The organism is Amycolatopsis sp. NPDC051372 (genome assembly GCF_040682095.1).
Classification (GTDB): Bacteria; Actinomycetota; Actinomycetes; order Mycobacteriales; family Pseudonocardiaceae; genus Amycolatopsis.
This window is the reverse complement of the sequence record NZ_JBFBAF010000001.1, coordinates 193,557-215,287: the sequence shown is the minus strand read 5'-3', so window position 1 is coordinate 215,287 and position 21,731 is coordinate 193,557. Positions and strand designations below refer to the sequence as shown.

20 protein-coding genes and 1 pseudogene are annotated in these 21,731 nt (G+C 71.3%); 16 read left to right on the top strand and 5 right to left on the bottom strand.

Features of this window, described 5'->3' with window-relative positions; translation table 11 throughout:
* Nucleotides 1-30 precede the first annotated feature (30 nt).
* The 3 genes from AB0M56_RS00990 to clpB all read left to right on the top strand — a co-directional run bounded on the left by AB0M56_RS00990 (nt 31) and on the right by clpB (nt 6,277).
* The gene (locus AB0M56_RS00990) at nt 31-2,121 is read left to right on the top strand and encodes an MFS transporter (RefSeq protein WP_364170704.1); all 2,091 of its coding nucleotides are present in this window, start codon (nt 31-33) and stop codon (nt 2,119-2,121) included.
* 279 nt (nt 2,122-2,400) lie between these two features.
* Nucleotides 2,401-3,588 carry an MFS transporter gene (locus AB0M56_RS00985; RefSeq protein ID WP_364169478.1) on the top strand — a complete coding sequence of 396 codons (1,188 nt, stop codon included), beginning with the start codon at nt 2,401-2,403 and terminating at the stop codon, nt 3,586-3,588.
* 94 nt (nt 3,589-3,682) lie between these two features.
* On the top strand, nt 3,683-6,277 hold the full coding sequence (gene clpB, locus AB0M56_RS00980; RefSeq protein WP_364169475.1) for an ATP-dependent chaperone ClpB: 2,595 nt from the start codon (nt 3,683-3,685) through the stop codon (nt 6,275-6,277).
* 942 nt (nt 6,278-7,219) lie between these two features.
* Here the strand turns inward: clpB and AB0M56_RS00975 are convergent.
* Together AB0M56_RS00975 and AB0M56_RS00970 are read right to left on the bottom strand one after the other, a co-directional pair.
* Nucleotides 7,220-7,603: an SDR family NAD(P)-dependent oxidoreductase gene (locus AB0M56_RS00975; protein ID WP_364169472.1), complete on the bottom strand. Its 384-nt coding sequence runs from the start codon at nt 7,601-7,603 to the stop codon at nt 7,220-7,222.
* Entirely contained in the window at nt 7,558-7,914 is a 357-nt protein-coding gene (locus AB0M56_RS00970; protein WP_364169469.1) for an SDR family NAD(P)-dependent oxidoreductase, read from the bottom strand. The genes AB0M56_RS00975 and AB0M56_RS00970 overlap by 46 nt, the downstream gene beginning before the upstream one ends.
* A gap of 27 nt (nt 7,915-7,941) precedes the next feature.
* Here AB0M56_RS00970 and AB0M56_RS00965 point away from each other — a divergent pair, with 27 nt between their 5' ends.
* Entirely contained in the window at nt 7,942-8,382 is a 441-nt protein-coding gene (locus AB0M56_RS00965) for a MarR family transcriptional regulator (protein ID WP_364169467.1), read from the top strand.
* A gap of 100 nt (nt 8,383-8,482) precedes the next feature.
* Nucleotides 8,483-9,127, top strand: a pseudogene (locus AB0M56_RS00960) (hypothetical protein); the annotation flags it as partial.
* A 489-nt stretch (nt 9,128-9,616) separates the two neighbouring features.
* Here the strand turns inward: AB0M56_RS00960 and AB0M56_RS00955 are convergent.
* On the bottom strand, nt 9,617-10,513 hold the full coding sequence (locus AB0M56_RS00955; RefSeq protein ID WP_364169464.1) for a hypothetical protein: 897 nt from the start codon (nt 10,511-10,513) through the stop codon (nt 9,617-9,619).
* 55 nt (nt 10,514-10,568) lie between these two features.
* Between AB0M56_RS00955 and AB0M56_RS00950 the strand changes: the two genes are divergently transcribed.
* The 10 genes from AB0M56_RS00950 to AB0M56_RS00905 all read left to right on the top strand — a co-directional run bounded on the left by AB0M56_RS00950 (nt 10,569) and on the right by AB0M56_RS00905 (nt 18,874).
* Nucleotides 10,569-11,336: an SDR family oxidoreductase gene (locus AB0M56_RS00950; protein ID WP_364169462.1), complete on the top strand. Its 768-nt coding sequence runs from the start codon at nt 10,569-10,571 to the stop codon at nt 11,334-11,336.
* A gap of 76 nt (nt 11,337-11,412) precedes the next feature.
* Nucleotides 11,413-14,655 (top strand): ATP-binding cassette domain-containing protein, encoded by a 3,243-nt coding sequence (locus AB0M56_RS00945; RefSeq protein WP_364169459.1) that lies wholly within the window; start codon nt 11,413-11,415, stop codon nt 14,653-14,655.
* A gap of 39 nt (nt 14,656-14,694) precedes the next feature.
* Nucleotides 14,695-15,258, top strand: a complete 564-nt coding sequence (gene pyrE, locus AB0M56_RS00940; protein WP_364169457.1) for an orotate phosphoribosyltransferase — start codon at nt 14,695-14,697, stop codon at nt 15,256-15,258.
* A gap of 80 nt (nt 15,259-15,338) precedes the next feature.
* Nucleotides 15,339-15,887 (top strand): sigma-70 family RNA polymerase sigma factor, encoded by a 549-nt coding sequence (locus AB0M56_RS00935; RefSeq protein ID WP_364169454.1) that lies wholly within the window; start codon nt 15,339-15,341, stop codon nt 15,885-15,887.
* Nucleotides 15,884-16,444 (top strand): Asp23/Gls24 family envelope stress response protein, encoded by a 561-nt coding sequence (locus AB0M56_RS00930; protein WP_364169452.1) that lies wholly within the window; start codon nt 15,884-15,886, stop codon nt 16,442-16,444. The genes AB0M56_RS00935 and AB0M56_RS00930 overlap by 4 nt, the downstream gene beginning before the upstream one ends.
* Nucleotides 16,441-16,809 (top strand): Asp23/Gls24 family envelope stress response protein, encoded by a 369-nt coding sequence (locus tag AB0M56_RS00925; protein ID WP_364169449.1) that lies wholly within the window; start codon nt 16,441-16,443, stop codon nt 16,807-16,809. Before AB0M56_RS00930 ends, AB0M56_RS00925 begins: the two co-directional genes overlap by 4 nt.
* The gene (locus AB0M56_RS00920) at nt 16,806-17,063 is read left to right on the top strand and encodes a hypothetical protein (protein WP_364169446.1); all 258 of its coding nucleotides are present in this window, start codon (nt 16,806-16,808) and stop codon (nt 17,061-17,063) included. Before AB0M56_RS00925 ends, AB0M56_RS00920 begins: the two co-directional genes overlap by 4 nt.
* Nucleotides 17,064-17,194: 131 nt before the next feature.
* Nucleotides 17,195-17,632 carry an Asp23/Gls24 family envelope stress response protein gene (locus tag AB0M56_RS00915; protein ID WP_364169444.1) on the top strand — a complete coding sequence of 146 codons (438 nt, stop codon included), beginning with the start codon at nt 17,195-17,197 and terminating at the stop codon, nt 17,630-17,632.
* Nucleotides 17,633-17,802: 170 nt separating this feature from the next.
* Nucleotides 17,803-18,201, top strand: coding sequence for a DUF2784 domain-containing protein (locus AB0M56_RS00910; RefSeq protein ID WP_364169441.1), 399 nt, complete (start codon nt 17,803-17,805; stop codon nt 18,199-18,201).
* 16 nt (nt 18,202-18,217) lie between these two features.
* Nucleotides 18,218-18,874 carry a TrmH family RNA methyltransferase gene (locus AB0M56_RS00905; protein ID WP_364169438.1) on the top strand — a complete coding sequence of 219 codons (657 nt, stop codon included), beginning with the start codon at nt 18,218-18,220 and terminating at the stop codon, nt 18,872-18,874.
* 108 nt (nt 18,875-18,982) lie between these two features.
* On the opposite strand, the gene AB0M56_RS00900 is transcribed toward AB0M56_RS00905, so the two are convergent.
* Nucleotides 18,983-19,474 (bottom strand): hypothetical protein, encoded by a 492-nt coding sequence (locus AB0M56_RS00900; RefSeq protein WP_364169435.1) that lies wholly within the window; start codon nt 19,472-19,474, stop codon nt 18,983-18,985.
* A gap of 132 nt (nt 19,475-19,606) precedes the next feature.
* Between AB0M56_RS00900 and AB0M56_RS00895 the strand changes: the two genes are divergently transcribed.
* Nucleotides 19,607-20,629, top strand: a complete 1,023-nt coding sequence (locus AB0M56_RS00895; RefSeq protein WP_364169432.1) for a glycoside hydrolase family 76 protein — start codon at nt 19,607-19,609, stop codon at nt 20,627-20,629.
* A 224-nt stretch (nt 20,630-20,853) separates the two neighbouring features.
* Here AB0M56_RS00895 and AB0M56_RS00890 read toward each other — a convergent pair whose 3' ends face one another.
* Nucleotides 20,854-21,720: a substrate-binding domain-containing protein gene (locus AB0M56_RS00890; RefSeq protein WP_354865351.1), complete on the bottom strand. Its 867-nt coding sequence runs from the start codon at nt 21,718-21,720 to the stop codon at nt 20,854-20,856.
* Nucleotides 21,721-21,731: the final 11 nt, after the last annotated feature.

Sequence of the window (21,731 nt, the reverse complement as noted above, 5' to 3'; positions counted from 1 at the left end):
CAAGTGAGTACCGAAGTCGCCGGTGAGCAGATGAGCCACCGGCAGATCATGAAGGCCTTCTCGGGCCTGCTGCTCGCCCTGCTGGTGGCGATCCTGTCGTCGACGATCGTGTCCAACGCGCTGCCGACCATCCTCGCCGACCTGCACGGTTCCCAGAGCCAGTACACGTGGGTGGTCACCGCGACGTTGCTGACGTCGACCGCGACCACCCCGATCTGGGGCAAGCTGTCCGACCTGTTCAGCAAGAAGCTGCTGTACCAGCTGGCGATCGTGATCTTCACGATCGGCTCGGCGCTGGGCGGCATCTCGCAGTCGATGCCGGAACTGATCGCGTTCCGCGCGCTGCAGGGTGTGGGCCTCGGTGGCCTCCAGGCACTGATCCAGGTCGTGATCGCTGCGATGATCGCCCCGCGCGAACGCGGCCGCTACTCGGGCTACACGGGCGCGGTCTTCGCTGTCGCCACTGCCGCCGGGCCGCTGATCGGCGGCCTGATCGTGGACTCGCCGCTCGGCTGGCGCTGGTGCTTCTGGGTTTGCGTGCCCATCGCCGTGATCGCGTTCGTGGTCCTCGGCCGCACGCTGCACCTGCCGGTGCTCAAGCGCAAGGTGCGCATCGACTGGCTGGGCGCGACCCTGCTCGTCGGTGGCGTGGCCCTGGTGCTGATCTGGGTTTCCCTGGCCGGCTCGACCTTCGCCTGGGCTTCGTGGACGAGCGTGGCGTACGTCGGCGGCGCTGTCGTGGCGCTCGCGCTGGCGGTGCTCGTGGAATCGCGCGCAGCCGAGCCGGTGGTGCCGCTGCGCCTGTTCCGCAACCGCACCTTCACGCTTTCGGTGCTCGGCTCGCTGGCCGTGGGCACCGCGCTGTTCGGCGGTTCGGTCTTCCTCGGGCAGTACTACCAGATCTCACGCGGCTTCTCGCCGACGCACGCGGGCCTGATGACGCTGCCACTCGTGCTCGGCCTGGCCGTCGCGTCGACGACCGCCGGACAGGTCATCTCGCGCACGGGCCGAACGAAGCCGTTCATGATCGCCGGCGGGATCTTGCTGCCGGCCGGGCTCTTCCTGCTCAGCACGGTGGATCACACGACGAACCTGACGCTGATGGGCGGGTACCTCGCCATGGTCGGCATCGGGCTCGGGTTCCTCCTGCAGAACCTGGTGCTCGTCGTGCAGAACACCGTGGCCATGAAGGACATGGGTTCCTCGTCGTCGGTGGTCACGTTCTTCCGCTCGCTCGGCGGTGCGGCGGGGGTTTCGGCGCTCGGCGCGGTGCTGTCGGCGAAGGTGGCCACCAACATCACGTCATCGCTGACCAGCCTCGGCCTCCCGGCCGGCGACGCGGTGCACGGCGGTGGCGGCACCTTCGACATCGACGGCCTGCCCGCCGCGCTTCAGCCGATCGTCCGCGCGGCGTTCGGCGACGCGACCGGCACGGTGTTCCTGTTCGCCGGCTTCATCGCCGTCGTGACGCTGCTGGCGGTGGTTCTCATGAAGGAGGTCCCCTTGCGCCGGACTCTCGACGCCGACACCACTCCGGTCGTGGCGCCGTCGGCCTCGGCTCAGGCCGACGTGATGACGGCCCTGCGCGGCCGCGTCCTCGACGCCGACGGCCGCCCCGTCTCGGGTGTCGTGCTCACGCTCACCGACGCGTCGGGCCGCCAGGTCGACGTCGGCCGCAGCGCCCGCAACGGCGAGTTCGCCCTGGCGGCGGGCTCGACCGGCGAGCACGTGCTGCTCGCGACGGCCGGTTCGCTCCCGCCGGCCGTGTCCACGGTGCGCCTCACCGGCACACCGGCGTGGCACGACCTGCTCCTCGGCGGCACGGGCGGCGTCACCGGCCGCGTCCGCACGGCCGGGCGCCACGCCGCGGTCGCCGGTGCGGCCCTGACGCTCACCGACAGCGCCGGCAAGGTCGTCGCCTCGGGCTTGAGCGGCAGCGCCGGAGCGTACGACCTCGACGGCGTGCCGGCGGGTTCGTACACGCTGACGGTCACCGCGTACGGCCACGCGCCGCACGCCGAGCCGCTCGCGGTGAACCTCGGCACCCCGGCCCACCACGACGTGGTGCTGGAGACCGAGCCGGAGTTCGCCCGCCACAGCGGCACGTTGAACCTCGGCTGACTTTCCGCGCCTCCAGGAGAAACGCTTGAGCCCCGGCCCCCTACGCCGGGGCTCAAGCGTTTGCGGGCGGGAGTGGCTCAGGAGTCGGGCGTGGCCTGCGAGCAGTTCCTATGCCCGGCAAGCTAGAGCGACCGCCCCGGAACCCCTCCCCGGTCAACCGGACGGACGCCGTCCGCCGATTCGGGGTGAGCCCGCTCTACCGCCAGTGGCATTCGGCGGCTCGCGAAGTCTCCTTCCGGCCCTGACCTCGGGTCCTGCCCCGGCGGTAGCGTCCAGGACGTGACGCGGAGCCGGGTCGCGTTGTTGTGCGCGCTGGGGATCGACAACTTCGGCTCCGGCCTGTTCCTGCCGCTGGCGCTGGTCTACGTGACGCGCGTGGTCGGCGTCCCGCTCGCGTTGGCGGGCACGGCCGTGACGCTCGGGACGGTGGCGGGACTGGTCGTGCCGCCGCTCGCGGGCCGCCTCGTGGACCGCACGGGGCCACGCGCGGTGATCGTCGGCGCGCAGCTGCTGCAGGCGGCGGGGGCGGCGGCGTATCTGATCGCCGACGGCGTCACCGCGGTCGTCGTGGCGGCGGTCCTGCTGACGGCCGGACAACAGCTCTTCTACAGCTCGCTCTACGCGCTGATCGCCGACGTCGCCGGCGACGTGCCGAAGGACCGGCCGTTCGCCGAGGTCGGCATGGTGCGGGCGGGCGGTTTCGGGCTGGGCGCGCTGACGTCGTCGGGGATCCTGATGTGGATCGGCGACGGCGGGTACAGCGTGGCGCTGGCGGTGGACGTCGTGACGTTCATGGTTGCCGCCGTCCTCATCGCTGGGGTTGTGCGGCCGCAGCGGCGACGCACGTCGTACCCGAAGGCGCGCAGCGGAGTGCTCCGCAACCGGCCGTACCTGGCGTTGATCCTGTTCAGCGGAATGTTCGGGCTGTCGCTGGACTTCTTCCTGATCGGCACGCCGGTGTTCGTGCTCGACCTGCTCCACGGCCCGCGCTGGCTGCCGGGCGCGATCCTGTTCCTGCTCACGGTGGTCACCAGCGTCGGCGGCACCGTCGCGCTGCGGCTCACGCGCCGGCTCAACCGCGTCGCGGCGATGCGCGGCGGCTCGGCGCTCTTCGCCGCGTGGTGCGTGGTCAGCCTCGGCGTGCTGGTCGTGCCGCGCAGCTGGCAGGTGGGATACCTGCTGGCCGCGACGCTCGTCTACGCCGCGGGCGACCTGGTTTTCGGGCCGCGCTCGGGCGCGCTCGCCGAGGCCGCGGCCCCGCCGGAAGCGAAGGGCCGCTACCTGGCTGCGTTCCAGTACGCGTTCACCGTCGCGCAGGTGCTGGCGCCGGCGGTAGTGGCGTTGTTCTCCGTGTCGACGTGGTTACCCTGGGTGCTGGTCGGCACCTGCGCTTGCCTCGCCGTGGCGGGCCTGGGCAGGCTGGGACCGAGGCTTCCGGCGGACGCGGTGACGCCGGTTCAGAGTTGAGCGGAACAGACTCAAGTTTTCTGACGTTGTACAAGTCGATGGTCCTCGGTCAGGGCTGTCACCTGGACTTTTCACAGAGCGCATGAGGTGAGGGATGGACGCTTTCAACCCGACCACGAAGACCCAGCAGGCTATCTCGTCGGCGGCACAGGCGGCCACGATGGCCGGCAACCCGCACGTTTCGGCCGCCCATCTGCTGGGCGCCCTGCTGGCGCAGGGTGAGGGCCTGACCGCACCACTGCTGACCGCGGTCGGGGCCGACCCGGAGGTGGTCCACAAGGAGCTCGACCCGATCATCCACGCGTTGCCGTCCGCGACGGGCGCCACCGTGTCGAGCCCGCAATTCGACACGAACGCCGTGAAGTCGCTGACGCACGCGCAGAAGCTCGCCACCGAACTCGGTGACGAGTACGTGTCGACCGAGCACCTGCTCGTCGGCCTCGCCACCGAGGGCGGCCAGGTCGCAGACCTGCTGAAGCGCCACGGAGCGACGCCGGAGGCGTTGCAGGAGGCGTTCGCGAAGGTGCGGGGTTCGGCGCGCATCACGAGCGCCGACCCGGAGAGCACGTTCAAGGCGCTGGAGAAGTACGGCGTCGACCTGACCGAGCGCGCCCGCGCCGGTGAGCTCGACCCGGTCATCGGGCGCGACACGGAGATCCGCCGTGTCGTGCAGGTGCTTTCGCGGCGGACCAAGAACAACCCGGTGCTGATCGGTGAGCCGGGCGTCGGCAAGACGGCGATCGTCGAGGGCCTGGCCCAGCGCATCGTCGCCGGTGACGTGCCCGAATCGTTGCGGGGCAAGCGCGTGGTGGCCCTGGACCTCGGGTCCATGGTGGCCGGCGCGAAGTACCGCGGCGAGTTCGAGGAGCGGCTGAAGGCCGTGCTCAAGGAGATCACGGACTCGGCCGGCCAGGTCATCACGTTCATCGACGAGCTGCACACGATCGTCGGCGCCGGTGCCACCGGCGAGGGCGCGATGGACGCGGGCAACATGATCAAGCCGATGCTCGCGCGCGGTGAGCTGCGGATGGTCGGCGCGACCACGCTCGACGAGTACCGCCAGCACATCGAGAAGGACGCGGCTCTGGAGCGGCGCTTCCAGCAGGTGCTGGTGGGCGAGCCGTCGCCGGAGGACACGATCGCGATCCTGCGTGGGCTCAAGGAGCGCTACGAGGTGCACCACGGTGTCCGCATCACGGACGCCGCGCTGGTGGCCGCCGCGACGTTGTCCGACCGCTACATCACCGCGCGGTTCCTGCCGGACAAGGCGATCGACCTCGTCGACGAGGCCGCCTCCAAGCTGCGCATGGAGATCGACTCGCGCCCCGTCGAGATCGACGAGGTGGAGCGCGCCGTGCGGCGCATGGAGATCGAGGAGATGGCACTGTCCAAGGAGGACGATGCCGCTTCGATGGAGCGTCTGTCGGCGTTGCGCGCCGAGCTGGCGGAGAAGCGGGAGACGCTGACCGCGTTGACCGCGCGTTGGCAGAATGAGAAGGGTTCAATCGAGCGCGTCCGCGAGCTCAAGGAGCAGCTGGAGCAGCTGCGCGGCGAGTCGGAGCGCGCCGAGCGCGACGGTGACCTTGGCAAGGCCGCCGAGCTGCGCTACGGCCGGATCCCGGCGCTGGAGAAGGAGTTCGAGGCGGCCACGGCCGCGTCGGAGGTCAGCCAGCAGAACGTGATGCTGAAGGAAGAGGTCGGCGCGGACGACGTGGCCGACGTGGTCAGCGCGTGGACCGGCATCCCCGCCGGCCGGCTGCTCGAGGGCGAGACGGGCAAGCTGCTCCGTATGGAGGAGGAGCTCGGCCGCCGCGTGATCGGGCAGGAACAGGCCGTGCAGGTCGTGTCCGACGCCGTGCGGCGGGCGCGGGCCGGTGTCGCCGACCCCGACCGTCCGACGGGTTCGTTCCTGTTCCTCGGGCCGACCGGCGTCGGCAAGACGGAGCTGGCGAAGGGCCTGGCCGAATTCCTGTTCGACGACGAACGCGCAATGCAGCGCATCGACATGAGCGAGTACTCCGAGAAGCACTCGGTGGCCCGCCTGGTCGGCGCCCCGCCGGGCTACGTCGGCTACGACCAGGGCGGCCAGCTCACCGAGGCCGTGCGGCGCCGCCCTTACACGGTCGTGCTGCTCGACGAGGTGGAGAAGGCGCACCCCGACGTGTTCGACGTGCTCCTGCAGGTCCTCGACGACGGCAGGCTCACCGACGGCCAGGGCCGGACGGTGGACTTCCGCAACACCATCCTCATCCTGACGTCGAACCTCGGCTCCCAGGCCATCGCCGACCCGTCCCTGGACGAGAACCAGCGTCGCGACGCGGTGCTGGAGAGCGTGCAGCGGCAGTTCAAGCCGGAGTTCCTGAACCGGCTGGACGACATCGTGGTGTTCCACGCCCTCGGCACGGAACAGCTGACGTCCATTGTGGATATCCAGGTCGCCCGGCTCGCGGCGCGCCTGGCCCAGCGGCGGCTGCACCTGGAGGTCACCGACGGTGCGCGCGAATGGCTGGCTTTGAACGGCTTCGACCCGATCTACGGGGCCCGGCCGTTGCGTCGGCTGGTGCAGTCGGCGATTGGTGACCAGCTGGCGAAGAAGCTGCTGTCGGGGGACATCCGCGATGGTGACACTGTGCGGGTGGACATCCCGCAACTGGAGGCCGGAGACACGCTGACGGTTGAGCGGGTCTGACGGCTGCTGGTTCTGAACGGCCCTTCCACTTCGGTGGGAGGGCTGTTCTGTGTTTGTGGGGTGGTTCGGTTGGGCTGGCCCGGGGGGTTCGTTTCGTTTGGGGGAGCGAGGGGGCCAGCGTTGCCGCGGCTCTGGGGGCGAATGGTCCTTTCGCGTGGGCTTGGCGGCGCGAGTGGGCAGTTGGTACCTCTGCCGCCGCGCGAGTGGACCGCTGGCGCGGACCTGACGGCCCGTTGCTCGGCGGGACCGCTCGCGCGCACGGACCGATTGCGCTGACCGGCGGGACGCGAGTGGACCGGCCGCGCTCGGCGACGGGACGCGAGTCGACCGTTCGCGCTCGGCGACGGGACGCGAGTCGACCGTTCGCGCTCAGCAGGGCGGCGCGAGTCGACCATTCGCGTCAACGACGCGGCGCGAGCGGACCGTTCGCGCTCAGCGGCCAGCGTGAGTGGGCCGATCGTGCGGTGTTTCGGTGGCGAGTGGTCCTTTCGCACGGGCTTGGGGTGGTGAACGGCCCCATTCGTGCCAGAGCTATCGCGCGACGGGACCGATCGAACCGCGCCGAGGGACGTGCGCGACAGGACCGCTCGTGCCGCGCGGCACGGCGAGCGGACCGTTCGTACGTCGCAGCGGGCGCGAGTGGACCCATCGTGCCGTCGTTCGGTGGCGAATGGTCCTTTCGCGCGGGTTCGGTGGCGTGAACGGGCCGTTGGTGCCGGAGCTATCGCGCGACAGGGCCGCTCGAACCGCGCCGAAGGACGTGCGCGACGGGACCGCTCGTGCCGCGCGGCACGGCGAGTGGACCGGCCGGACTCGGCGGCGCGGCGCGGCGCGAGTGGACCGTTTGTGCTCGGCAGCGGGCGCGAGTGGACCGATCGTGCCATGTTTCGGTGGCGAGTGGTCCTTTCGCGCGGACTCCGCGTCGTGATCGGCCCGATTGCGTCACCGGGTGAGTTCGCGCCCGTCGTGGAAAGACTTGCCCGTCGGGCCGTCCGGGCCCACCGTGGCGAGCCGGATGGCTGCCACGGCGCCCTCTTCAGGCGTGCGCGTGCCAAGGAAGGCGTTGAAGTCCGTGGCCGCGTGCCCGGGGCAGGCGGAGTTGACCTTGGGTTCGTGGGCGTAGTGGGCGGTCAGAGCGTTGAGTGCGGTTTTCGAGCTCGAGTACGGCATCGACGGCTGCCCGGCCCACGCGCCCGGCTCGGCGAGGGAGCCGCGCATGCTCGAGACCATCAAGATGCGGCCGGCGGCCGATTCGCGCAGCAGTGGCAGGAAGGCGTTGGTCACGCGGACGATGCCGAACACGTTGGTCTCGTAGACCTGGCGCATCGCGGCGACGTCCTCCTGGGACGGCAGCCCGTGTTGGCGCCGGTGTTGTTGACCAGCACGTCGAGGCAGCCGATCGTCCGCACCGCGGCGGCGACCTCCTCGTCCGAAGCCGCGTCGAGCCGGACGAAGCGACCGCCGACCTCTGCACGGAGGCCGCGGTGCCGCGGAACCGGTCGCGGGAGGCCGAGCCACACGTCGAAACCGCGGGCGGCCAGGCCGGCCGCGATCGCCTTGCCGATGCCTTTGCCGGCGCCGGTCACGAGGCAGTCGGTGTTGTCATGACAACACCGCACCTCGGAAGGTGTTGTCATGACAACGACGCAGTACAGTGACCCGCTGTGGATCGGCTGGCCGGCGACGAGCTGGAGTTCTGGCACGCGTTCAAGCACGCGGCGGAGTCGGTGCGCGCCCGCGTCGCGGAGGACATCGCGACGGCGACGGGACTGTCCGATCCGGACTTCGGCGTGCTCGCGCGCCTGGCGGACCACGCGGGACGGCTGCGGCAGAACCAGCTCGCCGAGTCGATGGGCTGGCACCGCAGCCGGCTGTCGCACCAGCTGACGCGGATGGAGCAGCGCGGGCTCGTCGAGCGCCGGCCCGCGGACGACGGCGTCGAGGTCCTGCTCACGGAGTTCGGCCGGGCGGAGGCGGAGCGGGCGCGGCCCGTGCACGCCGCCGCCGTGCGGGAGCACCTGCTCGAGCCGCTGGGCAAGGACGACGTGGCGACCGTGAAAGCGGCGCTCGACCGTCTGCGAACCGCGAAAAAGCCCAGAGATTAACCGATTTGTCGACCCGGCACGGGGAGCTGTCCCGAAAGGGGCGCGCCGACACGGTGCGGGCGTTCGGATGTAACGGCCGAGCAGCGATACCCTCACCGTCGTGGGTATCTCGGCGTGGATCTGGTTCGTCATCGCCGCCGTCGCGCTGGTGGCGGGGCTCGGCCTGCTCGCGGCCGACCGGGCCAAGGAAGGCTCGCGCAATCGCGAGCGCATGCGCTGGGCCCAGTTGCGCGGCTGGCAGTTCGTGGAGGAGGACGAGCGGCTGCCCCGGCAGTGGTCGGGCGGCGCGATCGGCTACTTCGGCGCCGACGCGGCCGTGAACGTCGTCGCGGGCTCCACCTTCACCTCCGACGGCCGCCGCCCGGTGTTCATCTTCGACATCGAGTCCGAAGGCCAGATCCCGGCGACGGTCGTGGCCGTGCGCTGCAACAAGACGCACCGCGTGCCGGTCGAGATGTGGCTGTCGAGCGTGCCGTTCCAGCGCGAGAACATGCCCGAGATGCTCGGCCCGATCGGCCAGCGCTACGCCTTCGCCGACGACTCCGAAGGCGCCCGCGCCGTCATCACCCAGGAGCTCGTCGACGCGGCCGACCAGCTCGGCGGCGACGTCGGCGTCGCCTGGCTCGAAAACGAGTGGGTCCTGGCGAGCGTCGTGCCCAACGCCGGGCCGTCGCGCCTCGAGCGCCTGCTGCGCGACCTCGGCGAGATCGCCGACATCGTCGACCCCTTCGACGAGGACTACGACACCGGCCGCACCTGGACCCCCGCCGCCGGCACCCCCGCGCCCGGGGCTGCTGCCACGGCGTCTGCTTCGGAGCCCCGCTCGGCCACCCGCGCCCCGTCCCCGGCGGACACCCGCGCGACCACCCCGGTCGACACCCGCGCGACGACCCCCGTCGAAACCCGCCCGGCCGACGCCCCGACCCCGCCCGAGCCCCGCACCCCCTCCAGCGGCCCGAGCACCTACGGCTCCGTCCCGGCCACCCCGCCGGCGAAACCGGACCCGGACGTCGACGAAGACTGATCCCGAACGCGAAAACGGCCGCCCCGAAAGGCGGCCGTTTTTCATGTCCGGCTCAACCCACCACCGGCATCCGACACCTCAGATCCGGCACCCCCAGCGACCCGAGCACCGGCGGCTCCGTCGCGGCCGACCCGCCCGGATCCGGCCTTCGACGAAGGCTGACCCCACACGCGGAAAGGGCCGCCCCGAAAGGCGGCCGCACCAACATTCTCAACCCAACGGCGGCGTGGAAAACACTGCATCCGGCACCACCGGGGTCCCGAACGCCGTCACCCCCACCGACTGCGTCTGCCCGATCCGCGGCGAAACCGAAGTCCCGGTCGAAACCCGCGCCGAAGCCGCGTCCGCCGCCGCCATTTCGCCGCGGAAACCGTTGCCCGACAACGACTGCGTGGTAAGCAGGAAGCCCGAAACCGGCCCGACGTCTGCCGTGGCGAGGTGTCGCTGGCCGACGTCGGAAACATCCAGCGAGCCGACGAACCGACCCGTCCCGTGTTGCTCAGAGTTGGCCACCACCGAACCCAGCCCGCCGACGTCCACGGCGTGGCCGGACGTCCGGTGCGCCCCCACGCCGCTGCCGAGATCGCCGGCGAAGCGCCCGGCACCGACGTCGCCGGAGGAATCCGTGAGGACGTCGACGCCGTAGGGCAGCCAGACGCCCTCCGCCGTGGCAGCACCAAGACGGGAGCCCGGCGAGGAAGACGTGACCCGCGACGAGTCCCCCGCCATCAGCCGCACCGGCGAGCCCGCCCGGAGTTCGTGGCGCTGTGACTGCGAAAAGCCGTTTGTCGTTTTCACCGCTGTGAGTGAATCCGAAGGGCCGTAACCGGTGGTGTCGGACACCGCCTGCGTCAGGGAAGAAGCCGCCGACACCGGCAACCCCCGCGTCGCCACGGAGGTGTCGCGCACGACCCCCACCGATGCCGCCGAGGAGTGCACGGAGTGGTCGAGACTGCCGTGCTGCTGCAGGTCCAGCGGCAGGCCGTCGAGGGGAAGAGTGGGATCGGCCAGCGCGGACGCGGGGCCGGCGAGCAGCAGTGCGAAGGGTGCCGCACCGGCGGCCACCTTCGGAAGGTAGCCGGGCTTTCGCTGGGTGTGCTTGCCCATGGGCCGGACCATACTTCGCCACTGGGACAAACGCGACTGCAGGTAGGTTCGCCCCATGACCGCCACTGCCGTGATCACCGGAGCCACCGCGGGCATCGGAGCGCAGTTCGCGCGCACGCTCGCCGCCGAGAAACACGACCTCGTGCTCGTCGCCCGCGACCAAGAGCGCCTCGAGGCGTTCGCCAAGCAATTGGCAGAACGCCATCAAGTCAACGCGGAAATTCTCCCCGCCGATCTGTCCGAAGTAGACGGACGCGCGAAGGTCGAGGAACGGCTCACCGAAAAACCGGTGAACCTACTGATCAACAACGCCGGTTTCGGCCTCTCCGGCGACTTCTGGAAGATCTCCCCCGACGCATTGCAGCGCCAGCTCGACGTGAACGTCACCGCCGTCCTGCGCCTCACCCGCGCCGCGCTGCCCGGCATGGTCGAGCGCGGCCACGGCGACATCATCAACGTCTCCAGTGTCGCCGGCTTCTTCTCCGGCCGGGGCTCTACCTATACGGCCAGCAAGAACTGGGTCACGTCGTTCACCGAAGGCATCGCGACGTCACTGCCACCCGGCGTACGGATGATGGCTCTGTGCCCCGGCTTCACCACCACGGAGTTCCACGAGCGCGCGGGCCTCGCGAAGGAAGGCCCGAAGGCGTTCTGGCTCGGCGCCGAGCAGGTCGTGGACGAAGCGCTCACGGACCTGCGCCGTGGCAAGGTGATCTCCGTGCCGAGCCTGCAGTACAAGGCACTGGTCGCCGTCACCGGCCTACTGCCGCGCGGGGTGCTGCGCCGCCTGTCGGCCGGGTTCGGCAACCGCTCGCGCACGTGAGGTAGGGCTGCCCCCACCCCTTCCCGGCGAGCTGGCACCAGGGTGCGAACCGCCTTCGCTGCCTAGCGTTTTCCCCATGACGGATGAGGCAGTGCGGCTGCGGGCTGTGCGGAAGGACTACGGGCGCGTCACCGCGCTGGCGGGCGTCGACCTGGTGTTCCCGCGCGGCGGGTTCACCGCCGTGATGGGGCCTTCGGGCTCGGGCAAGAGCACGTTCCTGCACTGCGCCGCGGGCCTCGACCGCCCCACCGCCGGCTCGGTGCACCTCGACGGCCAGGACCTCGCGAAGCTCTCGGAGACGCAGCTGACGAAGCTGCGCCGCGACCGGATCGGCTTCGTGTTCCAGGCCTTCAACCTCCTGCCCGCGCTGACGGTCGAGCAGAACGTCGTGCTCCCGCTGCGCCTGGCCGGCCGCCGCATTGACCGCAAGCTGGTGACGGGCATGCTCACGCACGTCGGCCTCGCCGACCGGCGCCGGCACCACCCGGGCGAGCTGTCCGGCGGCCAGCAGCAGCGCGTGGCCATCGCGCGGGCGCTCGTGGCGCGCCCGGGTGGTGCTCTTCGCCGACGAGCCCACCGGTGCCCTCGACACGCGCACCGCGGCCGAAGTCCTTGCCCTGCTGCGGGATTCCGTGCGCGGCGGGCTCACCGTCGTGATGGTGACGCACGACCCGGTCGCCGCCGCGCACGCCGACCGCGTGGTCTTCCTCGCCGACGGCCGCGTCGCCGGCGAGCTCGCCCACCCGACGCCGGAAGCCGTCGCCGCGCGGATGACGCACCTCGGCGCGTGGGCCGGCGCCGTCGCGGTCGGTGGTGCGTGATGTTCCGGCTCGCGCTGCGCACGCTTCGGTTGCGCAAAGGCGGTTTCCTCGCGACGTTCGTGGCCGCGTTCCTGGGCGCGGTGATCGTGTCGGCGTGCGGTGGCCTGATGGAGACGGGCATCCGCGCCGACGCGCCCCCGCAGCGGCTGGCGGCCGCGCCGATCGTCGTGGCCGGGCAGCAGGAGATCCGGCTGCCCAAACGCGATCCGGACGAGGGCAAGCTCAAGACCGAAGCTGTCGCGCTGCCGGAGACCGTGCGCCTGGATCCGGCGCTGGCCGACAAGATCCGCGCGACGCCCGGTGTGTCCACTGTGGTCAGTGACGTCAACATTCCCGTTGCGCTGCCGCGAGGACCGGCAACCGGCCACGCGTGGGACTCCGCCGTCCTCACGCCGTTCACACTCACTTCCGGCCACGCTCCCGGCGACGGCGAGGTCGTCGTCGCCGACGTGACCGCGAAACCCGGCGACACCATCCAGCTCGCCGCCCGCGGCACTACCGGCACCTACCGCGTCGCCGGCGTCGCCACCGCGTCAACGACCGCGCCCACGATCTTCTTCACCGCCGCCGAAGCCGCTCGCCTGGCCGGAAACCAGGTCGACGACTTCGACGTGTTCACCAACGAAGACCCGGCCACCGTCGCCGCGCGCCTGAACCTCGGCGACGGGGTCGTCGCGCTCACCGGCGACGACCGTGGCCACGCCGAATTCCCGCAGGCCGACGCCAGCGGCACCAATCTCGTGGTCCTCTCCGCCGTCTCCGGTGGCCTCTCCGTGCTCGTCGCGTTGTTCGTCGTCGCCAGCACCTTGGGCCTCGCGACGCAGCAGCGCCGCCGGGAGCTGGCTCTGCTGCGCGCCATCGGCACCACTGGGCGGCAGCTGCGCCGGATGGTGCTCGGCGAGGCCGTGGCGATCGGCCTGCTCGCGATCGCCGTGGCCGCCGCGCTCGGCCCGCTACTCGGCCGCTGGCTCTTCGGCCGCCTGACCAACGCCGGCGTCGTGCCCGACGTCGTGCGCTTCCACCAGGGCTGGCTGCCCATGGTCGTCGCCGCCGGCGCGACGCTGCTCGCCGTGGTGCTCGCGGCCGTGGTAGCGGCCAGGCGCGTGAGCCGGATCCGGCCGACGGAGGCGCTGGCCGAAGCCGCTGTCGAACGCCGGTGGCTCACGCCCTTGCGGCTGATCGTCGCCGTGCTCTGCTTCGGCGGCGGGACGGCGCTCGGAATCGTGACGCTCGCGGTGATGACCGGTCCCATCGCGGCGAGCACGGCGGGGCCCGCGGTGATGCTGTGGGCGATCGGCGTCGCGGCGATCAGCCCCGGCGCCACGTTGGTCATGGCGATGCTGCTGCACGCGCCGGTCCGCCTGCTCGGCGGCGTCACCGGCTGGCTGGCGCTGGCCAACACGCGGGCCGCGGCCACGAAGGTGTCGGGCGCGGTCACGCCGATCATGCTCGCCGTCGGCATCGCGACGGCCAACATCTACCTGCAGACCACCACGCAAGCCGTGTCACAGCAGGCCTTCACCGAGGACCTGCGCGCCGACGCCGTGGTCGCGGCCCCGGCCGGCGTCAGCCCCGAACTGCTCCGGCGCGTGCAGGACGCACCGGGCGTCGCCGCCGCGTCGGAGTACGTGACCAGCACCGTCTTCGTCACCGCTCCCTACGACGACAGCCAGGACGACGACGGCCACCCGGCCCTCGGCCTCACCACCGGCAGCGCTGCCCAGACGACGTCGGCGAAAGTCACCGCAGGCAGCCTCGACACGCTCACCGGAGACGCCGTCGCGTTGCCCGCGAGCATGGCCACCGAGCTGCACCGCGGTGTCGGCGACGTCGTCACGCTCCGGCTCGGAGACGGGCACGAGGTGACCGTTCGCGTCGTCGCACTCGTCGACCAGCGCACCGGATTCGAGACGCTGCTGTTCCCGGCCGGCCTGCTCGCCGCCCACACCACCGCGGGCCTCGCGCCGCAGGTGCTGGTGCGCGCCGCACCCGGTGTCGACCAGGCCCGGCTCACGGCCGGCCTCACCACGGCCACCGCCGGCCTGCCCGTGTCCGTCGGCGACCGCGAGTCGCTGCTCGCCGCGCACGCAACCGGTGACGCGGTGGGCGCGTGGGTCAACTACCTGATGATCGGGATGATCATCGGTTACACCGTGATCTCCGTGGTGAACACGCTCGTGATGGCCACCGCGCGCCGTCGCCGCGAGTTCGGCCTCCAGCGTCTCGGCGGCTTCACGCGTAAACAGGTGCTGCGCATGGCGGGTGTCGAAGGCGGCCTGATCGCGACGATCGGCGTGGTGCTCGGCACGGTCGTCTCCGCGGGTGCGATCGTGCCGTTCTGTCTGGTGGCCACGGGTTCGCCGCTGCCGGCCGGGCCGATCGGGATCTACCTCACCGTGGTGGCGACCGCCGCCGTGCTCGCGCTGGTGGCGTCGCTGGTGCCCGCCTGGGTGGCCACGCGGGCGCGGCCCGTGACCGCCGTCGCGCTCGGCGAGTGACGAGCGGGCTTGTCGGTGGCGTGTGTAAGACTCTCGGCCGTGGCGTACCCCGGGTTGGATCAAAGTGCGAAGCTCGAACTGGCCAGGCTGGTCACCGAACTGGCCGTGGTGCACGGCAAGGTGACCCTATCGTCGGGCAAGGAAGCCGACTACTACGTCGATCTCCGCCGGGCGACCCTGCACCACGCGGCGGCGCCGCTCATCGGGAAGTTGCTGCGGCAGCTCACGGCCGACTGGGACTACGTCGCCGCCGGTGGCCTCACCCTCGGCGCCGACCCGGTCGCGCTGGCGATGCTGCATTCCGCCGCGAGCGACGGGATGGTGCTCGACGCCTTCGTCGTCCGCAAGGCGGTGAAGGAGCACGGCATGCAGCGCCGCATCGAGGGCGTGGAGGTGCGCGGGCAGCGCGTGCTGGCCGTCGAGGACACCTCGACCACGGGCGGCAGCGTGCTCACGGCCATCGAGGCGCTGCGCGAGGCCGGGGCGGTCGTCGCCGGCGTCGCCACGGTGGTCGACCGCGACACGGGCGCGCGTGAGGCCATCGAGAAGGAAGGCCTCGAGTACCGGTACCTGCTGAACAAGGACGACCTCGGCCTGAGCTGAGCGCGATTCTCGAAGATCCCCGAGAATGCGTGCGTGACGAACACCCCCTCGCCGGTGTCCCCCTGGTGGAAGGGGGTGTCGTGACCACGACGGAGCTCGACGACGCGACCCTGGTCGGCCGCGCCCGCGACGGCGACGTGCGGGCGTACGAACAGCTCGTGCTGCGTTACCAGGCGCCCATGTTCCGGCTCGCGGTGAAGATGCTCAACCGCCGCGGCGACGCCGAGGACGTGGTGCAGGAGGTGTTCCTCCGCGCCTGGCGCAAGCTCGCGCAGCTGCAGGACGACAGCGCGTTCGTCGGCTGGCTCTACCGCAGCACGGCGAACCGCTGCCTCAACGTGATCCGCGCGCGCCGTCCGCAGGCCGACGTCGACCTCGAGCTGGCGGAGTCGCCGCGCACCGACGGGCGGCCCGAGCACGCGGCGCAGGTCAGCGGTCAGCTCGAGGCGCTGAACGCGGCGTTGCAGCAGCTCACGCCGCCGCAACGGGTGTGCTGGCTCCTGCGTGAGGTCCACGGCCGCTCCTACGACGAGATCGCTGAGGTCGTCGGGGTGAACCCGGCGGCCGTCCGGGGCCGCATCGCCCGGGCTCGGGCGCAGCTGGCGGCGGTGATGAAGCCGTGGCGATGAACGAGACCGGCACAGATTACGAACTGCCGTGCGGCCGGGACCTGGACGCGCTCTGGGACCGGCTCGACTCGGTCGACGCGCACGAGGCGACCTGCCCGCACTGCGGAACCGCGCGCGAGAGCCTGCTCGCCCTGCGTTCGGCGACGGCCGAGCTCGTCGCCTCGCCCGATCCGGTACCGCCGGGCCTGGTGGGACGCATCATGTCGCCCGTGCGGGCCGCGGCGCGGCGCGGGCAGATGCTCGACCTGCCGACGCCGGAGCCGGGCCGGGTGGAGGTGAGCGAGGCGGCTGTGGCCGTGGTGCTGCGCTACGCCGCCGACTCCGCGGGTGACGTCCGGGCCCGCCGCTGCCGCGTGCGCACGGTCGGAATCGCTTCCGACGGGGGCGGGGTCGTCGAGGTCGAGCTCACCCTCGCGGTGCGGCTGGGGAACGTCGACGGTGCCGAGACGCTGGCCCGGGTGCGCGAACGCGTCACGACCGCGGCCGCTGCGCGCGTCGGGCTGACGCTCGCGAAGCTGGACCTGCTGGTCGAAGACGTGTACGAGGACGGGGAATGACGGGCGAGGCCGAGTACGTGATCGCGGACCCGGTGGTCGCGAGCGTCGCGGCCCGGGCCGCGCTCGTCACCCCCGGCGTGGTGCGGCTGGAGCCGGGCCTGCGCGGCCTCGTCACGGTGTGGACGCGGGCGGCCCGCGGGCGGTGGCAGGGGCTGGATCCGGCGCCGATCGACGGCGTACGCGTGCGCGACGTCGAGGGTGGGCTGTCGGTGGAGGTCGACGTGGTGACGTCGTCGTTCGACCAGGCCGCCGCTGTGGGGCGGGCGGTGCAGCGGTCGGTGACGCGCGTGGTGGCCGAGCAGACGGGGCTGACGGTCGACGCCGTGGTGGTGTCCATTGTGGATATCGAGCTGGAGCGCCGGTGAACATCGCCGAGGGCATCGTCTCGGCGCTCGCCGACGTGGAGGGGCTGCGGCCGGCGGTGGAGCGGATTCGGGGCTCTGCGGTGGATCTGACTCCGGAGGCGGTGCAGATCCGGCTGATCGCCACGCGGCTGCCGTTGCCGCCGTTGCTGGCGCGCGCGGCAGCCGTGGTGCGGCCGGTGCTGGCGGACACGGAGTGGGCGGGTGCGACACTGCGGCTGATCGTCACCGACGTCGATGCCGGCGCGTTTTCCTGAGCCCTGTGTTTTCTTTAGCGCTGTGTCACACGATCGGGTCGTGACGATCACCGGGCCGTTGTGTCGAAGCGGCGACGGGGCAGGAAAGCCTTGTCCCGCCTCGCTTCCCAACCTACCGAGGGAGAAGTCCGATGACTGCCGCAGAGAAGACCGTTGACCTCGTAGTGGCTCCTGGCCTCGTGACCGACCAGGGCACCACGACGATCGCCGACGTGGTCGTGCAGAAGATCGCCGGCCTCGCCACGCGTGAGGTGCCGGGCGTCCACGCGCTGGGCGGGGGCGCGGCGCGTGCGCTGGGTGCGCTGCGCGACCGGATCCCGGGCGCGTCCGCGAGTGCGGGCCAGGGCGTGGCCGTGGAGGTCGGCGAGAAGCAGGCGGCAGTGGACCTGGAGATCGTCGTCGAGTACGGCGTGCCGATCGCGGACCTCTCGCGCCAGGTGCGACGCAGTGTGATCGGTGCGATCGAGCGCATGACGGGCCTGGAGGTCGTCGAGGTGAACATCAACGTCGGCGACGTGCACATCCCGAGTGCGGACGAAGAGCCCACCATGAGTGATCGGGTGCGCTGAGGGATCTTTCCGGCGCACGGTTCGTACCCGGAGTGACCACTCCGTTACCCCTCGGGTGAACGCGTTGCTCCCCTGGGTGGAACATCACAGCGAGTGAGGAATTTTCGCCCGCCGGGGCACGGTTTCCGGAGTAACGTCGCTGGTAGAAGCCGTGGGGAAAGGGGGCGGTGGTGAGCGCTTCGGTTGCGCATTTCCTCGCCGACGTGACGGTGACGGTGCACATCCTCGCCCTCTTGTTCATCGGGCTCGGCGGTTTCCTCGCGTGGCGCTGGCCGCGAGTCGCTCTCGTACACGTGTTTTTCGCGGCCTGGGGCGTACTGGTGAACGTCACCCCGGTCCCGTGCCCCCTGACCGCGGCGGAGAACTTCTTCCGCCACCAGCAAGGACTTGGCGACCTACCGGGCGGGTTCAACGCGTACTACCTGTACGACACGGTCGTGCCGCGTTCGCTGCTGCCGGCCGTCGCGGCGATTGCCTTGGCCCTGGTGATTTTCTCGTACGTCGGCGCCTACCACCACTGGCGCCACCGCCACGACGACACTCCGGCTCACCGCGTCCGCCTGGGCTGAGCGAGAATCGTCCCTCGTGACGGAAGATCCCGAGGCCGGGCCCACCGAGTGGGTGGGCCGTGAGCCGGTTGGTGTGGGTCCGTGGGTGGGCGAGTGGCCTTCGGATCCGCGGTACGACCCTGAACTGCTGGAGCACGGCGATCGCCGGAACGTGGTGGATGCGTACCGGTATTGGCGCCGTTCGGCCATCGTGTCCGATGTGGATGCTCGCCGGCATCCGTTCCACGTGGCGATCGAGAACTTTCAGCATGACCACAACATCGGGACGGTCGTTCGGACGGCGAATGCCTTCGCTGCTGCCGAGGTGCACATCGTGGGGCGCCGGCGGTGGAACCGTCGTGGGGCGATGGTGACGGATCGGTATCAGCATTTGCGGCATCATGAGGATGTTGCCGGGTTGGTGTCTTTCGCTGCCGCTGCCGGGTTGGCCGTGGTGGCGGTGGACAACACCCCTGGGTCGGTGGCGGTGGAGGTGGCTTCGCTGCCGCGGGAGTGCGTGCTGCTGTTCGGGCAGGAGGGGCCGGGGTTGTCGGAGGAGGCTCAAGCTGCGGCGTCGATGGTGGTGTCGATTGCGCAGTTTGGGAGTACGCGGTCGATCAATGCCGGGGTCGCGGCGGGGATTGTCATGCATGCTTGGGTGAGGGAGCATGCCGATTTGTCTCGGTCTTGGTGATTGCGGAGGAAACTTCGATTTCAGTTCCGCGACGGTCTGGACCACGTGTCTGGGCGGAAAGACTCGCCTTCCCGCGTGGTCCAGACCGCGCGCTGAGGCAGCGGCTGCTCAGCTGGCTGCGCTCAATTTGTCAGCGCTGGGCAGGAGCCGGAGCGGAGACACCAGCGCGGCGCTGAGCGGGAGCCGGGCGGAGACGCCGGCCCGACGCGCGGGAGTGGCCGCACTGCCGCGCTGCGCGGGAGCGGCGACACCGGTCCGGCGGACGACAGTGGGTGCAGTGCCGCGCTGGGCCAGGGCGGAGACGCCGGTGCGACGGACGGCGGCCGCTGCGGTACCGCGCTGGGCAGGGGCGGAGGCGCCGATGCGGCCGACAGGGGCCGATGCCGCCCGGCGCTGGGCCGGAGCAGCCGTACCGCGCGGGGCGGGGGCGGTAGTGGCGCGTTCGGCGGGCGCGGGGGCGCTAGTGGCGGTGCGCTGAGCGGCAACCGGAGCCGGAGCACTGGCGGGCGCCGCGTTGGCGGCCGGGCCGAAGAAGGCCAGTGCGCCGCACGCGGCGGCCAGGCCGATGAGACCGGAAACGGTGAGCTTCTTGGCGTTCATGGTGTTCTCCCCGACTGTCGAGTGGATCTTGGACACCACCGAACGTAGGGGCGGGTTGTCAGGAACCGGTTTCAATCGCGTCAGGCCGGGATCAGGGGGCGCCATCCTGCGCGAACGGGCAGAATCGCGGGTATGAGCGTCGACCGGGTTGGGCGGGCGGCTGCGGCGGAACGCGCCGTGCGGGGGCGGCACCTGCGGCGCGTCTGGGGTGTGCCCGCGACGGTGCTGGGGCGCAGCGGCTGGCCGCCGACCGCCGGGCAGCGGCTGCACTGGCACTGGAACTACTGGTGGCAGGCGCATTTGCTGGACAGCCTCGTCGACGCCCAGCTGCGCGACCCGCGGCCCGAGCGCGCGAAGGTGATCGGGCAGTTCGTGAAGTCCGTGCACTTGCGCAACTTCGGCAAGTGGATCAACGACTATTACGACGACATCGCCTGGCTCGGCCTTGCCCTGCAACGCGTCCGCGCGCTAGATCTGTCCGATGTGGACCCTGCCATCTCGGACATCGACGCCCAGCTCCACGAAGGCTGGACCGACGACGCCGGCGGCGGCATCTGGTGGCGCCGCGGCGACACCTTCAAGAACGCCCCCGCCAACGGTCCCGCCGCCATCTTCCACGCCCGCGAAGGCGACACCACCCGCGCGCGCGACATGACGAAGTGGCTCACCGACACCCTCGTCGACCCCGCAACCGGCCTCGTCTGGGACGGCCTCCGAGTCGACACCGGCGAACTCGTCAAGCACATCTTCACCTACTGCCAAGGCGTCTACCTGGGCGCGTGCCTCGAACAGTCCGATGTGGAATCCGCTTCGCGCACCGTCCGCGCCATCGCCACTCACCTCGCCCCCGGCGGCATCCTCCGCGGCCAAAACGGCGGCGACGGTGGTCTCTTCGCCGCCATCGCCGCCCGCTACCTCGCCCTCGCCGTGCCGCGCCTGCCCACCCCGGCAGCCGCCACCGCCCGCACCCTCGTCCTCACCACCGCGGACGCCTGCTGGTCCGGCGCCACCCAGACGCCCTCTGGCCCCCTGTTCAGCGCCGAATGGGCCAACCCCGCCCCTCCAAGCCCGCCACCTCCCGGAGCCCCCGAACGCGACCTGTCCGTCCAAACCGGAGCGTGGATGCTCCTCGAAGCCGCCGCGACGCTCGCCTGACGATGGCCTTCCTTCCACCACAACGATTCCTGTACGGCGTCGCCCTCAGCCGTTTTCGCCGGGTTGCGCCGGTAGATGCCCCCCGGGGGAGGGCGGGGGCTGTGGTCCGGGGTGGGCCCTGCTGCAGCAAGGAAGGTCTGGTCAGGAGCTTACGCAGCGCCATGCTCGCAGCTGGTGTGAGAACCGGGCTGTCGACGCGATCGCGCGAAGACAGAAGACGAAGCTCAGCAGCCGCACGAAGCGCGGTGCAAGAACCGCGGCGCCAGCCGCACCGCTTCAGGACGACGATCCGGCTCCTGCACCCGCGCCATCAACAACTGCACCGCCCGCCGGCCGATTTCCGAGATGGGCTGGGCCATCGTGGTGATGGCGGGGGAGACCGTGCGGGCCCAAGCCATGTCGCCGAAGCCGACGACGGCGAGTTCGGCGCCGATGCGGATGCCGCGGCGGTGGGCTTCCCATTGGACGCCCATGAGCATGGACTCGCCGGCGACCACCACGGCGCTGGGGGAGGGCCAGCCGTCCAGGAGTTTGGCGGCGGCGCGGGCCGCGCCGCCCGGGGAGGACATGCCGCAGGCGACGAGTTCGGGGTTGTAGCGCAGGCCGGTGCGGTCGAGGCCGAGGCGGTAGCCCAGAGTGCGTTCTTCGCTGACGGCCGAGTCGGCGGCGCCGGTGATCATGGCGATGCGGCGGTGCCGACGCGAAGCCAGGTGCTCGACCAGCGAAGACACCGCCTGGATGTTCTCCGAGCCGACCTGGTCGACGTCGTTGCGGCCGGCGATGCGATCAACCAGCACCGTGGGGACGCCCATGCGCACAAGGCCGTTGATGACCGCGTCGTCGCCGGGGGCCGGAACCAGTAGGACCCCGTCGACCCGATCCGCCCGCAACGCACGCACCACGGCCGCCTCTTCGGCCACGGAATCGTGCGTGTCGGCGAGCATGAGATCGCACCCGGCGCGCGCGGCGGCGCCGCGGATCGCGCGCAGCAGATCACCCGTGTACGGGTTCGCGTGCATGCCCAGGGCAACACCGAACCGGTGGGTGACCGGCGTACCCCAAACCGGGATCTCCGGCGCCAGAGCGGTCATGTCCGTGGCCC